The 16,664-nt window shown below is 53.3% G+C and carries 11 protein-coding genes and 1 riboswitch; of the genes, 5 read left to right on the top strand and 6 right to left on the bottom strand.

What is annotated here, in order from left to right; translation table 11 throughout:
• The first annotated feature begins 339 nt into the window (after positions 1–339).
• Genes qoxA through qoxD form a run of 4 tightly spaced genes read left to right on the top strand, consistent with a single transcriptional unit; the run spans position 340 to position 4,231 of the window.
• Positions 340–1,356, top strand: a complete 1,017-nt coding sequence (qoxA, locus tag ACQ76X_RS33780) for a cytochrome aa3 quinol oxidase subunit II (RefSeq protein ID WP_438498186.1) — start codon at positions 340–342, stop codon at positions 1,354–1,356.
• 43 nt (positions 1,357–1,399) lie between these two features.
• On the top strand, positions 1,400–3,343 hold the full coding sequence (qoxB, locus tag ACQ76X_RS33775; RefSeq protein WP_038586390.1) for a cytochrome aa3 quinol oxidase subunit I: 1,944 nt from the start codon (positions 1,400–1,402) through the stop codon (positions 3,341–3,343).
• A complete protein-coding gene (qoxC, locus tag ACQ76X_RS33770) occupies positions 3,340–3,936 on the top strand; it encodes a cytochrome aa3 quinol oxidase subunit III (protein ID WP_076110317.1) in 597 nt (198 codons plus the stop codon). The genes qoxB and qoxC overlap by 4 nt, the downstream gene beginning before the upstream one ends.
• A gap of 1 nt (position 3,937) precedes the next feature.
• Positions 3,938–4,231: a cytochrome aa3 quinol oxidase subunit IV gene (qoxD, locus tag ACQ76X_RS33765; RefSeq protein WP_081965692.1), complete on the top strand. Its 294-nt coding sequence runs from the start codon at positions 3,938–3,940 to the stop codon at positions 4,229–4,231.
• A 247-nt stretch (positions 4,232–4,478) separates the two neighbouring features.
• Here the strand turns inward: qoxD and ACQ76X_RS33760 are convergent, their stop codons facing one another.
• From ACQ76X_RS33760 to ACQ76X_RS33740, 5 genes are all read right to left on the bottom strand, one after another.
• A complete protein-coding gene (locus ACQ76X_RS33760) occupies positions 4,479–6,188 on the bottom strand; it encodes a methyl-accepting chemotaxis protein (RefSeq protein ID WP_438498183.1) in 1,710 nt (569 codons plus the stop codon).
• A gap of 199 nt (positions 6,189–6,387) precedes the next feature.
• Positions 6,388–7,074 (bottom strand): ECF transporter S component, encoded by a 687-nt coding sequence (locus ACQ76X_RS33755; protein ID WP_438498182.1) that lies wholly within the window; start codon positions 7,072–7,074, stop codon positions 6,388–6,390.
• Complete coding sequence (locus tag ACQ76X_RS33750; protein WP_438498181.1) at positions 7,047–8,792, bottom strand: ABC transporter ATP-binding protein; 1,746 nt, start codon at positions 8,790–8,792, stop codon at positions 7,047–7,049. The genes ACQ76X_RS33755 and ACQ76X_RS33750 overlap by 28 nt, the downstream gene beginning before the upstream one ends.
• Complete coding sequence (locus ACQ76X_RS33745; protein WP_438498179.1) at positions 8,708–9,652, bottom strand: energy-coupling factor transporter transmembrane component T; 945 nt, start codon at positions 9,650–9,652, stop codon at positions 8,708–8,710. Before ACQ76X_RS33745 ends, ACQ76X_RS33750 begins: the two co-directional genes overlap by 85 nt.
• A complete protein-coding gene (locus ACQ76X_RS33740; protein ID WP_438498177.1) occupies positions 9,649–10,014 on the bottom strand; it encodes a DUF4430 domain-containing protein in 366 nt (121 codons plus the stop codon). The genes ACQ76X_RS33745 and ACQ76X_RS33740 overlap by 4 nt, the downstream gene beginning before the upstream one ends.
• Here ACQ76X_RS33740 and ACQ76X_RS33735 point away from each other — a divergent pair.
• Positions 9,989–10,615, top strand: coding sequence for a hypothetical protein (locus ACQ76X_RS33735; protein WP_438498176.1), 627 nt, complete (start codon positions 9,989–9,991; stop codon positions 10,613–10,615). The genes ACQ76X_RS33740 and ACQ76X_RS33735 overlap by 26 nt on opposite strands.
• A gap of 177 nt (positions 10,616–10,792) precedes the next feature.
• On the opposite strand, the gene ACQ76X_RS33730 is transcribed toward ACQ76X_RS33735, so the two are convergent.
• Positions 10,793–16,039, bottom strand: a complete 5,247-nt coding sequence (locus tag ACQ76X_RS33730) for a DUF4430 domain-containing protein (RefSeq protein ID WP_438498174.1) — start codon at positions 16,037–16,039, stop codon at positions 10,793–10,795.
• Between the two features lie 263 nt (positions 16,040–16,302).
• Positions 16,303–16,502: riboswitch (cobalamin riboswitch) on the bottom strand.
• Between the last annotated feature and the right edge of the window lie 162 nt (positions 16,503–16,664).

Raw genomic sequence — 16,664 nt, 5'->3', positions numbered from 1 at the left:
AAAGCTGTCGCGGCCGCAAAAAGCGGTTAAAATCAGGCTTTATTGCACAAATTAATTGTGACGAAATTAGTAACATTTGTGAAAAAGTGAACAAAATTTGAACAACCTTAAAATTAGCTTAAACCGCACCACTACAGTGATCTTTGTCATACCTTACGACATTTGTAACAATTCGATCACACATATTTAACTTGTTCGCCATTATTAAGGTCTTATGTGTCTTTATTGTAAAAATATGTATTTTGCATTATGGGTAAGTAGTTCTTACTATAGATACAGGTTAATGTTTATTGGCTAATGAACGGCAATGAAAAGAAGTATTGAAGGAAGGAGTTCTATATGAAAAAAAAGGGTCCGTTATACGCTTTGTTCCTCAGCCTAATCCTTCTTCTGCCGGGATGCAGTTCGCTCACCGTTCTGAATCCGAAGGGTCCGGCCGCACGCACTTTATCTGACACCATCATCCTGTCCATTCTGGTGATGATCGGGGTCCTGGCAGTTGTCTACATCTTATATATATTCGTACTGGTGAAATACCGGGCGAAGAAAAGCAACGAAGGTTACATTCCAGAACATGAGGAGGGCAACAAGGTTCTCGAAGCCATCTGGATTATTATCCCGATTATCATCGTAACCTTTTTGTCAGTAGTGACTGTAAAATCAACCCATTCGGTTGAGAATGTCGCGGAGGAATACAAGGACCAGAAGCCTTTGGTTATTTACGCCTCTTCTTCCAACTGGAAATGGCATTTCAGCTATCCTGAGGAGGGAATTGAAACCGTAAACTACGTCAATTTCCCGATTCACCGTGCGGTAGAGTTCAGACTGTACTCTTTCGGCACCATCACCAGCTTCTGGATTCCACAGCTTGCCGGACAGAAGTATGCGATGAGCGACATGCTTACAAAACTTAATCTCTCCGCCGACACCGCAGGTTCATTTATCGGCAAGAACTCGAACTTTAGCGGTAAAGGCTTCGCCCACATGGAATTCGAGGCGCTTGTGATGAGCGACAAAGAATATGCCGAATGGGTCAAAGAGGTTAAGGATACCGCGCCTAAGCTTACGGAGGATGAATTCAAAGGCCTGCTGGCTGCCGAACATCTTGGACGCAAAACCTATTCCTCCACCCATTTGGAGTTCAGCCCGCCGCCGGGAGACCATAGCGAGCATATGAGCGGCGATGGTACGGAAATGGATATAGATAACGGAAATATGGATCATCAGGATAACAAGGACATCCACCCTTCTCCTGAACCGTCCAGCCAGACCGAATTTGACAGCGAGCCCAACCCTGAGGTGAATGAGCCGCTTCCAAGCTCACCTGTAGAAGAACACACACACGAGGGCCACTAACCCGTTCACAGTTTAATGTAACAACCTGAAAGGAGCTACCCTAATGGATTTAGACAAATTTAAGGTTCACGGCGAACCCCTGATATACGGAGCAATGATCAGTATCGCTCTTGCGACCATCGGGATTCTCGTTGGGCTTACCTATTTCAAGAAATGGGGATACCTCTGGCGCGAATGGCTTACAACTGTAGACCATAAGAAGATCGGGGTTATGTATATCCTGGCCGCACTGCTTATGCTGTTCCGCGGCGGTGTTGACGCCATGATGATGCGTCTGCAAACGGCAGCGCCGGAAATGAAATTCCTCGATGCCCAGCATTATAACGAGGTCTTTACCACCCATGGTCTGATCATGATTCTGTTCATGGCCATGCCGTTTATCATCGGTTTAATGAACGTGATTATCCCACTGCAGATCGGCGCGCGAGATGTGGCCTTCCCGCGGCTGAACGCGGTCAGCTTCTGGCTCTTCTTCATGGGAGCTATGCTGCTTAACATTTCGTTCGTAATCGGCGGCTCGCCGGATGCCGGATGGTCGGCTTACTTTCCGCTAGCGAGTCTGGAATTCAGCCCTACGGTCGGTAATAACTATTACTCCCTGGCGCTGCAGATTTCCGGTATCGGGACACTGATCACAGGCGTTAACTTCATCGTGACGATTCTTAAAATGCGTGCACCAGGCATGACGCTGATGAAGATGCCAATGTTCACCTGGTCCGTACTGATTACGAACATTATTATCGTATTTGCCTTCCCTGTGCTGACTGTGGCACTTGCCCTGATGATGTTCGACCGGCTGTTTGGCTCTCAATTCTTCACGATGGCCAACGGCGGAATGGATATGCTCTGGGCCAACCTGTTCTGGGTGTGGGGACATCCGGAGGTATATATCGTTATTTTGCCGGCATTCGGTATTTACAGCGAAATTATCGCCACCTTCTCCAAAAAGAATCTGTACGGCTACACATCCATGGTCGTCAGTATGCTGCTCATCTCCCTGCTGTCCTTCCTGGTATGGGCTCACCATTTCTATACCATGGGCCAAGGGGTTATGGTCAACAGCTTCTTCTCCATAACGACTATGGCGATAGCTGTGCCTACCGGGGTTAAAATATTCAACTGGCTGTTCACCCTCCGAAAAGGGCGAATAACCTTTACGACCCCGATGCTGTACACATTAGCTTTTATCCCGATCTTCACCATCGGCGGGGTTACCGGCGTTATGCTGGCAATGGCCAGTGCCGATTACCAGTATCATAATACGATGTTCCTGGTTGCGCATTTCCACTACGTGCTGATTCCGGGCGCCGTGTTCGCCGTTATCGCCGGGTTCCATTACTGGTTCCCTAAAGTATTCGGCTTCCGCCTGAATGAACGTCTGGGCAAACATGCCTTCTGGTGGATTATTATATCCTTCAATGTCACCTTCTTCCCACTGTTCTTCCTGGGACTAATGGGTATGACCCGTCGGATGTACACCTACTCAGAAGAGACCGGCTTTGGTCCGCTGAATATGCTGTCCTTCGCCGGTGCTGTCGGCCTGGCGATCGGATTTGTTATTCTGGTCTACAACATCTACTGGAGCACACGCTACATGCCAAGAGACACAACAAGCGATCCATGGGATGGCCGTACACTGGAATGGGCTACACCAAGTCCGATTCCTGCTTATAACTTTGCAATTGTGCCAAAAGTTCAGACGCGTGATGCCTTCTGGTCCGCGAAGCAGGATAATATTCCGCTCTTTGAAGATAAAATCACTAAAATCCATTTACCAAACAATACCGGGAAGCCATTTATCCTGGGCGTCATCTTCTTCTTCCTGGGCTTCTTCCTAGTATTCAGCATGTGGATTCCTGCCATCGTGGCCGGAATAGGCATCATCATCATGCTGGCTGCCATGTCCTTTGACCGGGATCACGGCTTCTACGTTTCAGCTGAAGAAGTTATTGCTACTGAAAAGAAACTGCGGGGTGAGACTGTATGAAAATAGATGCGTCCAAGCCGCTGGAATATTCAACAGAGGAGAACAGCAACAAAATTTTCGGTTTCTGGGTATTTCTCGGAGCTGAGATTCCGCTCTTCGCCACTTTATTCACTGTTTATTTAGTAATGGTCGACCGTTTCGCCAGCGGACCAAGCGGAAGCGAGCTGTTTGAAATCGGCCCGGTGCTGATTGAAACCTTCCTGCTCCTGTCGAGTTCGTTCACGATCGGGCTTGCGATCCATGCTATGCGTCACGGCTACAAGAAGGCCATGATGGTCTTTATGGCAATCACACTGCTGATGGGCCTCGGCTTTATCGGCATAGAAATTGATGAATTCTTCACCTATGTTCATGAAGGGGCTACACTGCAAACCAGTGGATTCCTATCCAGTCTCTTCGTATTGCTCGGCACGCACGGTGCCCACGTCAGCTTCGGCTTCCTGTGGGGCGCAGCGATTATGATCCAGATCTGGCGTCAGGGCATTAATCCGGCTACCGCCAATAAAGCCTTTATCTTCTCGCTGTTCTGGCATTTCCTGGACGTTGTCTGGATCTTTATCTTCAGCTTCGTCTACCTGAAAGGACTGATGTGACATGATGAAGCAACTGTTCCCAATTCGCCATGTGATGGGTTATCTGGCCTCTCTGGTCCTTTCTGCCGCTGCGCTGGTTGTCATCTATGGTGATCTGTCCGATGGGGCAAATATGGCGGTTCTGCTGATTACAGCCCTTATCCAGGCTTCTCTGCAGCTCTTCGTATTCATGCACATCGGGGAATCCGCAGATACCAAGAAAGAGCTTTATATCAATATCGCTTACGCTTTGTTCGTCGGATTGGTTACCATCTTCGGAACCCTGTTCATCTTCGTATGGGGCTGGTACGCTTAAGAACAAGATAAGCTGGACAACACATTCAGGTCCACTCCGGTCATCCGATCCGGGGCGGGCCTTTTTTTTGTTTTGCTGGATGTTCAAAACATTAATCGCAATCTCAGATGTCTTTCAGTTAGCGCTGGTGAGTGATTCCGGAGATGAAATGAACATCGGCCATATATAAAAAGGAGAGGCCACCTGAACGTGAAAGTTCCGGTGGTCTCTCCTTATGTAGCCTATATCTGCTGCTGCAGCTCTGTATTTAGAGTTTGAACTTGGCCAGTTCCTTCTGCAGGTCCTCGGCAAGTGTGGCAAGATACTGGGCAGAAAGCGACATTTCCCCCATCGCAGACAATTGTTCCTCACTGGCAGCGCTTGTATCCTGCACTTCCCCCGCGCCTTTGCGGGAAATCTCATTGGCGTGTTCCATGGCCTGTGATACGGCCTGCGATTCCTGTGAGACATGCCCGACAGCCTCTCTGATGCCCTCCGTCTGCCGGACGGCATCATTAATTGAATGCTGTATTTCCTCAAACGCCTGCGAGACCACTTCACTCTGCGCAAGACCCTCTGATACCAGTTGTGTTCCCAGTGCCATTGAATCTACCGCACTGGCGGTTTGCTGCTGAATGTCAGTTATGATTCCGGTAATCTGCAGCGAGCTGCTTCCTGTCGCCTCCGCCAGCTTGCGGATCTCTCCGGCAACAACAGCGAAACCCCGGCCATGCTCCCCGGCTCTGGCCGCTTCGATTGACGCATTCAGCGAAAGCAGATTCGTCTGGGTGGCGACTGCATTAATGGTTGTGATAATCGTACTGATCTCCCCGGACAGATTGCCCAGATTGCTGACTATTCTCTGACTCGATGCAACACTAGAGTCAATTTCCTTCATCTGTGCAAGGATTCGCTCAACAGCTTCTGCGCCGCGGTCTGTCGAGACAGCAGCCCCGGCCATCAGTTCAGCCATCTCATTGCCGCTGCGCTCGACGGCGGCAATATCCTCCGTCATGTTCTGCACGGATGCTGTCGTGCGGCTGATGTTCTCGACCTGGACATCAAATCCCACGGCTATTTCATTCGAGGTTTCGGCGATCATCTGCGAAGCGCGTGCGGTCTGTTCTGCACTGGCACTCATTTCCTCCGACGAGGCCGACAGCATCTCCGCACTTTCCGAGACCCCTCGCATCATCACTTTCAGACTGTCCAGCATCGAATTGAAGGAAAGGTTGATCTGGCCGATTTCATCCTTGGCTGTATAGGATGCAGCTACGGTCAAATCGCCCTCTTCTGCCCGCTTCATCAATCCCTGCAATTCTTTGAGCGGCTTCGTAATCAGCCGGGTGATTATAATACTGATCAGAATGCAAAGAATCCAGGCGGCAGTAATCAGAATCGTGCTCACCGTTGAGGAAGTCTTAGCGTCGGCTAAAGTAAGCACATTATGCTCAGCAGCATCCTCTAAAAGCAACCGGGCTGTGTCATCCAGCAGACCGACCATCAGCTTCCTGGACTCGCTAAAGGACACACCCGAGAAGATTTGATAGCCTTCAGTATTAAGATTCTGATTGGCAAGCTGAATGATATTATCGCGCTGTGTCCGGTAATCCGGCAGCAACGACATATACTCGTTGATTTTATTGCTGATTTCAGCATCCTTGAAGGCAATTAATTTCAATTGCTCCAGCAACTCATTGTTTTTTGCAATGTTTTGCTTAATCCCCTCGGTCAGCTCTTTGCTCTTGACGGTTTCCTTGGTAAGCAAAGCTTCCAGCAAAAAAGACTCAATCGACCGGTTGTTGGCCCGCAGCTCCGTAACCAGGTAAATCGGCTGCAAATTCCCGCTATAGGTCTCTTGGGATCGCTTGGCCATTTTTTGGGTGGAGGTAATGCCCGTTAGTCCTAAACCGATCAGTATAGCAACGACAATTACCACAAGCAGTGCCATTTTATATTTCACTTTCAAATGTCTCATGTCCTTTTCCCGCCTTTTTGTATCTTGCTGTGTTATCTTATTCATCGGCGAAAAAGGTCGAAATAATGATGATTAATCACGAAAAATGTCGAAATAAACAGAAAAATATCCTAATTTAAGAACATTCAGACTTCTTAATGACTGAAATAACATTCCAATGTAATTTCACGCAACAGAATCCATGAGATCAGCGGCCTAATCATTCCTGCAGCAGCCCGTATTTCTTGCGGAACCGCTCCAGCACCTTGGTCCAGCCACCGGCCAGAATTGCCAGGAAAAATACATTGGACAGGGCATGGGCCAGATCGAAATAAAAGCTCGAGACGTATGCGGATAACACAAGCCCCCAGCTAAATGCATCCGGCAGGCTGATAATGTACCAGATATTCATAATCCAGCCGAACAAAAACCCCCAGATGAAGCCGAAGAGAAGCAGGCCGCCTCGTTTCTTCATCCACCAGGTATTCCTCAGCCAGCCCGCCGTCAGGCCCGCCATCCCCCAGGCAAACATCTGCCAGGGCGTCCATGGACCTTGCCCGAAATAAATATTGGATACAAGCGCGGCTACCGCCCCGATGATAAAGCCAGCCTCGGCCCCAAAGACATAAGCGGATAAAATGACAATAGCAGACACTGGCTTCACACTCGGCAACGCGGCAAAAGGAACCCGGCTGACTGCAGCGATTGCCGACAGCACGGCCAGCAGCACCAGCTCCCGCGATTCCAGCGGGCGCCGCTCCAGCCGGATAAACAGCGGCAGCAATGCCGCTGCAAGCAGCACGAGGCTGAGCAGCATATAATGACGGTCCTTCAGCGCTGATGTAAGTGCCAGACTAGCCAGAAATACACCTAAAGCAATTAACAGCGGAAGCCGGAATCTTGCCATGTTCTCATCACATCCTCAAGAGTCAATGCTTGCGGCAGCAAATCCCGCACCATGCGGTTTACCACCGTTGTATAGAAATAGTTGCTGCTGAAAAACTCCGCTGGAGCTCCCTCTGCTGTAATGCTACCGTCAAACAGCATCGCGCAGCGGGTCGCGTATTTTGCAGCAAACTCCACATCATGCGTCACGATAATAATGCTTATGCCTTGCTCCAACAGCTGCCTTAGCAAGGCTGCCAGTCTTTCCTTCGCCCCGGGATCCAGCCCCTTGGTCGGCTCATCCAGCAGCAGAACGCCGGGCTTCAGCAGCATCACCATGGCCAGCGCCAGCTTCTGCTGCTGGCCGCCGCTGATATCATGCGGATGGCTGTCCAGTACTTGATGAAGCTGAAATACATCCAGCAGGGCTTCTATCTCCCGTTTCTCCTCCTCAGGAGACATGCCTGCATACCGGGCCATATGCCGCAGTTCCTCCGCTACCGTGTCATAGCTGAAATAGAGCAGCGGGTTCTGGGCCAAAAGACCGAACTTCAGCCCTTTGGCAGACTCGACCTTGCCGCGCTGCGGCTTCGCCAGCCCGCCCAGTACATGCAGCAGGGTCGATTTCCCCGCACCATTCCCGCCCATGATAGCCAGCAGCTCTCCCCGGTGAAGGGACAACGTCAGCTTGCGCAGCACCTCCGGGCCGTCCTTCTCATAACGGAAGGTGACTTCCCGGCAGCTGAGCAGGGGTGCTGCGGCATTGGCTGAGCCGGTGAAGCGTGAAGCTGCACCGGCTTGTGATGCTGCGGCACGGCCTGCGTTCACGGGCGGATGGGTGCCCGCAGCAGGGTGTGAGCCGCTGGTAGCCGTAGCTCCAGCAGGTGCTGCTGCTGCGTGTGAATGCAGCCAGCGTTTGCCCTCACGCACCGTCAGCGGAATGGATTCCAGCGGAACGGATGAGGCCTCCGGTGAAAGGGCGAGGAATAACCGCGACGCTGTCGGCAGGTAGGCCTGATGACTTGCGTTCGGTCCCTGCCCGGCTCCCCGCACGAATCCGCGGGGAGTGTCCTGGGCCTGCAGAACGCCATCCTCCAGCATCAGCACCCGGTCGGCCAGCGGCAGCACCTCCTCCAGCCTGTGCTCGCTGATGATGACCGTCATCGACAGCTCCTCATTCAGCCGCTGTAAGGTCTGGATAAACTCGCGGGCAGCGACAGGATCAAGCTGTGAGGTCGGCTCGTCCAGCAGCAGCAGCTTGGGCTGAAGCAGCAGTACGGAGGCCAGATTCAGCAGCTGCTTTTGTCCACCTGAGAGCTCATGCACCGATTTGTACAGCAGCGGCTCCAGCCCGAACAGCCCGGCGATTTCCGCCAGCCTGCTGCGCATGACCGATGGCGGGTAGCCCATATTTTCCATCGCAAAAGCCAGCTCATGCCATACGGTATCCATCACAATCTGCGCATCCGGATTCTGGAATACAATCCCGATATCCCCGGCTGCTGTCTCCGCAGGCAATTCCGCCAGCGGCTTCCCTTGATAGCTGATGGACCCGCTGTGCAATCCTACCGGAGCAAGCTCCCGTTTCAGATGGCGCAGAAGTGTTGTTTTGCCGCAGCCTGAAGGACCGAGAAGCACAACGAACTCGCCCTCCTCTATCGTAAATGAGAGCTCATGGAGCGTGTCTCTCTCTGCATCGGGATACCGGAAGGAAAATCCTTCCGCCGCGATGATCGCCATAACCATTTCTCCTTTCCTTCCAGCCAGAGGGGGATTCCTACGAACAGGCAGAAGCCGGCATACATGACCGCCTCGCCTGAGCCCCAGGCCATAGGTTTCATCCGCGGATATATCTCAAAGATGCCGTACCCCTGCAGCCAGCCAAACAGCGGAATTATGCCGCTGAGCGAGAGCAGAGCCAAGACGGTCTTGTCCTGCCGGTCAAGCCTGTAAATCCCGTACACACTGCGTTTGCAGATGCCGTAGCCGCGCGCTTTCATCGAATCGGCCGTCTGCAGCGCCTCCTCCAGCGACCAGGTCAGAAGCACCTTGAGCAGGGTCATGCCGTCCCTCATTCTTTTGCGCAGCTTTCCCTTGCTTACATCAATGCCTCTGATCTGCTGAATCAGGGAGATTTGCCGCAGCCGCCGCTGAAACAATGGCACAAAACGGATCGTCATCAACGTCAGTAGGGCCGTCTTAGGCGCTGCCCCGGCGAACAGGTACATGAATTTATCCGCCGTTACCGTGTAGTTGTAAGAAATGAACAATATAAAAATCGTCAGCAGCACGGTCATCATCATCAGTCCGTAGAACACCGCTTCCAACGTAATTGGCTGATCCATAAAATAAAACAGGATGTGCGAGCCCCGGTGCGAGAACAAAGGATTAATCACGGCCACGGAGCCAGCCATCAACAGGTAAAAAGGCAGCCCCCGCAGCAGCTTTCGTCCCTGTCCCTGCAGCAGCAGAAGGCCAAGCAAGCCGGCAATTTCCGTTACCAGAAACAGCGGATGAAACAACAGGGCAGCCAACAGCAGCAGCCCTGCATAGTATAGCAGGGCTACCGAAGGATGCATGGAGCGGAATCCGCTGTTCATGGCGCTTTGGCCCCCAGATCTTTGCCCAGATCCAGGGTGTACAGCCACTCAATAGCATCTCCGGGCTGTACGGTATAGCTTCCGGCACCTTTGCCCGGAAACTCCCCGTTCACCTTGTACATCCAACCGCTCTCTGCGCCATGGTCGAATTCATACAGATTGTCTATTCCTTCCACATAGGCGAAGCCCTTGGAGCCCTGGTATTCCATCTGTATTTTGTTCTTGCGGGTAATCCGTTTCAACAGCTCCAGCGCACTTTCGCCCTTCTCAATATCAAAGGCTGCCGGAGCTAAAATCACGCCGTACTCCTCATCCCCTGTGATGGAGACGGTAGCTGTGCTCTCCGCAGCGGCGGGCTTCACAGGCGCTGCCGCTTCGGACGGCGGCTGCGTAACGGCAGCCGCCGGACGCGCGGTCGCTGCCGGCTTATTTGCGCTGGTAGACGGACGCGCGGTCGCTGCCGGCTTATTTGCGCTGGTAGACGGACGCGCGGTCGCTGCCGGCTTATTTGCGCCGGCAGACGGACGTGCGGTGGCTGCGGGCTTGGCAGAGGACTCTGCCGGGCCCGCACTGGCGCCGCCTGCTGCGCCGGGCGCCGCCGACGCCTTCGCGGGGGCCGCTCCGGCGGTGCCGGCTGCCGGGCTATGCGCAGCCGGCGCCTTAGTTCCTGCGGGCACGGGACTTGTGACCGTGCCTGAAGCGGTGTCAGGCGGCGCAGAGGCCGCCGCTCCTTCAAGAGCCGCCGACGCCTCCGCAGAAGGCGAAGCGGTGCTGCCCGCCGGTTCTGACGGCGGGGCCGTGTTCGCTGCGTCTCCGGTTTGCGGAGACGCGGCGTTATCAGGGGCGGGGCTTTGTGTAGCGGTGGTATCTGCTGCACTGTTCAGATCAGAACCGGCAGACTGCCGCTCGCCGGAAGAACAGCCGGCCAGTAGCACCACCGCCAAGAGAAGAAGCAAGGGATAAAACAACCATCGTTTGGATTGCTTGGACATTAATTTTCACACCTCCGAAAAAAGGGAAAGGAACGGAGGCTGTCCTGCTGCTCCCCCGTTCCGTTCCTATACTCTATGTTTTCTTTTGAAGCTTCAGTCCGATGAACCTGTTACTCCGCTCAATCGCCTTCTTAAAGATGGATTACACTTAAGGCAATCTTACGGCTACGACCGCCGCCATTTCTCTGGTTACGGCACTTGATGGGTCAAATCCTCCATTGAAGCCGGTCATATAACCGGACTCCGTTACCGCATGGACCGCTGACAGCGCATAGCTGCTGATCCGGCGCTCGTCTGTGAACTTCGCAGTCTGCGCCGAAGCCGCAGAACCGCTCTCCAGCTTGAACGCTCTGGAAATCATCACAGCCATATCCTCGCGGGTAATCCAGCCATTCGGATTAAAGGTTGTATCCGTAACTCCGCCTACCCATCCGAGCTCTTTCGCTTTAAGCACAGCTCCATAATACCATGTGCCGGCTTTTACGTCGCTGAATACTGGTGCAGCCGAAGCTGCAGCAGGTGCATGATCTGTCAGTCTCAGCAGCAGCGCAGTGAATTCAGCACGGGTAATATTCTGCTTCGGTGCAAAAATCAGGCTTGATCCGCTGACGCCTTCCATCAGCTTTTGCTCATAGGCCTTGTGAACGGAGTCCAGCGCCCAGGCTGAAATTTTGCTCTCATCGGCAAAGGACACACTGCCGGAAGCGGCTGGCGAGATGCTGAACAGCTTCGCCTCTCCGGTCAGGAACCGGTTGAACGCAGCCAGTGCCAGCAATGCTTGTTCGGTAGCCAGGCTGTTCTCGGGCTGCCCAGCCGAATGAGCATAGCCGCCAGTGCTTTGTCTGAATGAAGCCAGATGGCTGAGAAGTCCGCCCTTAGCTTTAATAAATCTGGAGTCATTAGGACCGACTCCGGCAGCGCTCAGGGCAATGATGACCTGTGAGGTGCTCTCACTGTTTTCTGCTCCCGAGAGCTTGAAGCCACCGCCTTCAAGCTGCTGCTGCGACAGCCAGGCGATCGCTTTATCCGCAGCCGCTTTTACTTCCGCCTGGTCATTATGGGATGAGAGTGCAGTAACCGCCATAGCGGTAATGTCCACATCATCGGTACTGCCAGCTGTCAGCGGGAATCCGCCGTCTTTGCTTTGCAGTTCCAGGATGGACTTGATCAGCCGTTCCTTAGTCCACTGCGCATTCGCAGGTACAGCATAAGAACCGCTGTCCAGCGCAATCAGGGCAAAAATGAGGCCGTTGCTGCCCTGGCTTACCATATGGTCATTGTTATAAATTTTCTCAATCAGATTATACCCGCCAATATTCTGCGGATCACCGCCGGAAGCGGCAACAGCCAGCGCCAAACGTTCATAATCCGTAACCTTGCGGAACTCCCCTTTATTCGCGGCAAGCTGCTCCTTCACTCCGTTCAAATAAGCGGCCGGTACTGTGTGGCCGGAACGGGCGAGTCCAATCGCCTGCCAATCGCTGATCTCTTCGGCTGCCGTGATTGCCTTAGCAGTAGCTGCAATATCGCTCTTCAACTGCTGCGGCTGCGGCTCCCATTTACTGCGGTCCACTACGGCAAAGGCCGTGAAGTGACTGACCTTTCCGGTGATCAGCCCACTTTGCGCATCCAGCGCAGCGGGAACCGGAATCCAGCGGCCGGTGCTTTCGTCAAGCCATGCCAAAGCCAGATTGGCAGGGTTTACCGCCGTAACCGGAACTGTAATCGAGAGATCTGCCGGCTTCACAAATTTCGTACCGTCCGGTTTGAAATCATAGAGTCCCGATACCAGCTCAGCGCGTTCTGAATTAGTCTCGCGTACGCTGATCTTCACATTGCCGGACACGGAACCGGCTGGCAGCTGCAGCTTCACTTCACCGCCGCTGTCCTGCAAGGTTGCCGCCGCACCCGGAGTGACCTCCTGCTCGAAGACAGCCACGTTTGCCGCCAGCTTTTGCTTAAGGGCAGCCGCTGCTGCTGGGGTCATTTTGGTGCTCAGGTTCGAAACAGCCGTCGTCTGTCCTACTTGATTCAGCGGAAGGGTATTGTCCGGGGTGATATCCACATTCACCGTGCTGCCGCCCGTACCTGCTGCTGCACCTCCAGTGCCGGAGGAACCTCCAGGCAATCCCTTCAGATCATCTCCGCCATTAAGCGTATAACGCCAAGCTACGGCGTCGCCGCTGCTCAGCTTATAACTTCCGGAACTGTAATCCGGGTAGACACCGTTTACGGAGTACATCCAGCCGCTTTTCTCACCGCGGTCTCTTTCTGCCAAGCCATCAATCGCTTTAATGTATACACTGTCTCCGCTTCCGCCGCTGACAACCTTGCTTCCAAGCTGGCGGATCAGCAGGCTGTATGCGGTCTCTCCCTCGTTCAGCGTCATCTTGGTACCAGCCAGAATGGTTCCCTTAGTAGTGTCTCCAATGACTGTGAGCGTGGCCGATGCCGTCTCAGGCACTTCTACCGAAGCTGTAACGGTCAGCGGCTGCGTGTAGCGGGCAATCTTAGGCGTCCCGCCTTCGACATAACCGGTCACGGCCAGCGTGTATGTTTTGGCAGGCAGGCCTCCCTCAAAGGTTGCGAGCCCTTGCTCATTAGCAGTGATGGTTTTATCGCCAACAGTGACCTGCACTCCCGCAGCCGGCGAAGTCACCGGATCAGAAGTATACGTGTCATTATTCCAGACCCATTTCTTCTGCGTAACCTTAGCGGTGAATGCCTCACCCTGCTTCGGCTGCGCAGGCGAAATCTGTACCGAATCTACTACCTGCGTATTATCTCCGGCATAGTAGACAAGCACTTTGTCGGAAGTCTGCAGAATATAATCATTTAAGCCTACATCCGGATAAATCCACGCCCCGCCACGCGATACGGCAAAGGCCCAGTAACCCTGATTGTTATAGGCTCCGTTCTCGATTCCATTAATGCCCCCTACAAAGATGCCGAAGGAAGATTCCGTAACCTTTAGCGGAATGTTTTTCGCATCTGCCAGCTGCTGCAGCGCATCAAACGCGTTGTATGCTTCCAGCGTGCCTTCAGCTACCGGACCCTGTGGCCCTTCAATGGACAGATAGGAGGTTACATTGCCCGGAGCTACCTTCAGCGAATCCGTATAGCGGGCAATATTTGGTGTGGCTTCCGCAACATAACCGGTTACGGCCAGCGTGTATATTTTGCCGGACAAGCCTCCTTCAAAAACTGCAACGCCTTGGCTGTCCGTAGTGACTGTTTTACCGCCAATGGTTACCTTCACTCCGGCTGCCGGTGAAACAACCGGTTCGGAAGCAAATGTCGTGTTATTCCATACCCACTCCACCCCGGTAACGGTCACTTTAAACGTTTCTCCCGGTTTTGGCTGCGGTGGAGATACTGCAACGGAATCTACTACCTGCGTGTTGGCACCGGCAAAATAGACAAGCACCTTGTCCTGCGCCTGCAGTTTGAAATCACCCATGCCTTCGCTTGGGTAGATCCATTTCCCGCCGCGCGACACCAGGAAGTTCCAATAGCCGTCATGGGTTCCGTTCTTAATCCCATTAATGCCCGACACATAGCTGCCGTAGGAGGACTCCGTAATCTCCAGCGGAATATTTCCGGATGCCGTAAGCTTCTTCAATGCCGCCAGCGCGTTGGATGCTTGCAGCGCTCCCTCAGCGACCGGCCCCTCAGGTCCTTCAACCGACAGATGGACTGGTACATTCTTGGAGATTACCTTTACAGCTTGCGAATATTTAGCGATAGTTGGTGCATTGTCCGCAACATAGCCGGTTACGGTTAGCGTATAGTCTCCTGCCGGAACACCTTCGGCAAAGACCGCTTTGCCGTCTTCACCGGTTTTTGCCTTCCGGTCTCCGACCGCCACCTCCACACCAGATGCACTTGAGGTTACAGGACTCGAAATATTTGTGGCATTGTCCCATACCCATTTTATCTGGGTAACCGTAACTGAGAAAGGCTCCTCCTCATCCGGCTGCGACGCGGACAGCGTCAGCGAATTCACCAGCTGCGTATCGTTGCCCGCATAATAAACGAGGACCCGGTCTGCTTCCTTAAGTTTAAAGTCCTTCATCCCTACATCGGGATCAATCCATGCCCCATCCCGGGATACAGCGTATTTCCAGCCATCCCAGCCGCCGTAGATTCCGGCTTGGATGCCGCCGATTCCCGTTACATAGCTGCCCGATACATTCTTAATCGGAAGGCCCTTCTGGGCAGCCACTTTTTCCAGCACCTCAAGGACATTGCCTGCGTATGCCATCCCTTCTCCCAGCGTGTTCTGCGGCCCTTCAATTACAAGGGGCACATACACTAACGGATTCGGAACCGCAGGCTTGGTGAAGTCATACAGCTTGCCGTTTCCGCCCCCGCTGTACAGGGTGTAGGCCACCAGCGCCTGCAGCCCCTGCTCTGTAGCAAAAGCATTTACATTTCCGCCCTGATTATGGGCAAACCCGCCGCCCTCTACGCTGAAGCTGAGCAGTCTGCTTATCAGATCTGCTTCACCCTTGGTGAATTCTGCTCCTTCCGGGTCTACCCCGAAGGAGGCAAGGCCGATAATGACCTGTGCCGCGCTTTCGCTGCTGCCTCCAAAGCCACCGTTGCTGTCCTGCGCAGCGGACAGCCAGGCTACTGCTTTTTGCCCGGCAGTTGCAACCACCGGATCACTCTTATGCGCAGCAAGAGCCGTCAAAGCCATCGCCGTCATATCCGGCTCGCTTGCCCCGGAAGTCAAGGCGAACCCGCCGTCTGCATTTTGCTTGGACAGGATCTCGCTCAGCAGCGCCGCTTTGCTCCATTTGGCATCCGCCCCAATAGTATAATTGCCTGAATCCAGTGCCAGCAGCGCATAGACCGGATTGTTCAGCGTCTGGCCGCTCATTTTGTCACTGTTATAGATACGCTCAACCAGATTAAAACCCGGCTCAGAGCCGTTTCCGGCAAAATTCGCCGGATCAGCCCCCACGGCTTGTACCGCGAGCACAATCCGTGCATAATCAGTGACTGCAGCAAAGCTGCCGTTGGCTGTCCGCACTTTTTGCTCCAGCAGCCGGACATAACTTTCCGGTACTTTGTAGCCCACCTGTGCGAGGCCAACCGCCTGCCATTCTGACGTCACACCGCTGCTGAGCATATACTCGGCAGCCGCATAGGTCGCTCCGGCAACGGTAATCTGCTGCTTCGCTGTTAATGCAGCTGCAGCCGGCTCTGCGCCAGATTCGTCTGCTGCATATACAGCAGCCGTAACACTTTCCGTTCCCCCGGACGCGGTAGCGGAGACCGCCCCGGCAAACACTTGCCCTGAAGGAACAAGTGCTGTTCCCAGAATCGAAATAACCAGCAATAAAGCCAGGCCAAGCATAAAGGACTTGGCAGAGAGAAGAGTCTTCATCGTTAACCTCTTTCCATGAATAAAATAGTGAAGCAGCGGACAACAAGAAGAAACGGCTGTGCTGTCCCTTTCAAAAGGACGGGGCCGTTTCTGCGAGAGAGAAGGAACACGTACAGCAACCGGCTTATACATCATCCTCATCCCTCAAAAAAACCGCCCCTGTTAAGGGCGGCCTCGGAAGAATACAAATGAATCACGGCGGTGCTCAAGCTCCGCCACCACATCCATTTGTAATGTTCCGCATTCTTACCCCACGAAGAATAGAAACGTTCAAGAAAAAGGCAGGTCTCCTGGCTTATGCTTCACCGCTTCCCTCCGCCTTCCCGTCCTTGCTTCACAGGACAGTGGCACCCTTAAGAGTCGCTCCGCATTTACAGTGGCGGGACCGCGCCGGACTTGCACCGGCCTTCCCTTTTAAGCAAATTCTATGGATAGAATCTGCACCCTTTTCACTAGACTATCAAATTTTAATATTCATAATCATATCCACTATTCCCTTGTATGTCTATAGAAAAGCTGTTCCAATGCCGCCCGTTGTCGGCTGATCCCTTTTCGAAAGCATCAAACACACTCTTCGTTGCCCCCAACCTGTCTGCACGCAGTTCATCATTAGTAGCGGAAAAAA

The organism is Paenibacillus sp. IHBB 3054 (assembly GCF_051594305.1).
Classification (GTDB): Bacteria; Bacillota; Bacilli; order Paenibacillales; family Paenibacillaceae; genus Paenibacillus_AQ.
The sequence above is the reverse complement of the archived record's forward strand: the minus strand, read 5'-3'. Positions and strand labels throughout refer to the sequence as shown.

Excerpts from the sequence above, each read along its gene's own strand:
- qoxA (WP_438498186.1), top strand. The coding sequence starts at position 340 with ATGAAAAAAAAGGGTCCGTTATACGCTTTGTTCCTCAGCCTAATCCTT.
- qoxB (WP_038586390.1), top strand. The coding sequence starts at position 1,400 with ATGGATTTAGACAAATTTAAGGTTCACGGCGAACCCCTGATATACGGA.
- qoxC (WP_076110317.1), top strand. The coding sequence starts at position 3,340 with ATGAAAATAGATGCGTCCAAGCCGCTGGAATATTCAACAGAGGAGAAC.
- qoxD (WP_081965692.1), top strand. The coding sequence starts at position 3,938 with ATGATGAAGCAACTGTTCCCAATTCGCCATGTGATGGGTTATCTGGCC.
- ACQ76X_RS33760 (WP_438498183.1), bottom strand. The coding sequence starts at position 6,188 with ATGAGACATTTGAAAGTGAAATATAAAATGGCACTGCTTGTGGTAATT.
- ACQ76X_RS33755 (WP_438498182.1), bottom strand. The coding sequence starts at position 7,074 with ATGGCAAGATTCCGGCTTCCGCTGTTAATTGCTTTAGGTGTATTTCTG.
- ACQ76X_RS33750 (WP_438498181.1), bottom strand. The coding sequence starts at position 8,792 with ATGGCGATCATCGCGGCGGAAGGATTTTCCTTCCGGTATCCCGATGCA.
- ACQ76X_RS33745 (WP_438498179.1), bottom strand. The coding sequence starts at position 9,652 with ATGAACAGCGGATTCCGCTCCATGCATCCTTCGGTAGCCCTGCTATAC.
- ACQ76X_RS33730 (WP_438498174.1), bottom strand. The coding sequence starts at position 16,039 with ATGAAGACTCTTCTCTCTGCCAAGTCCTTTATGCTTGGCCTGGCTTTA.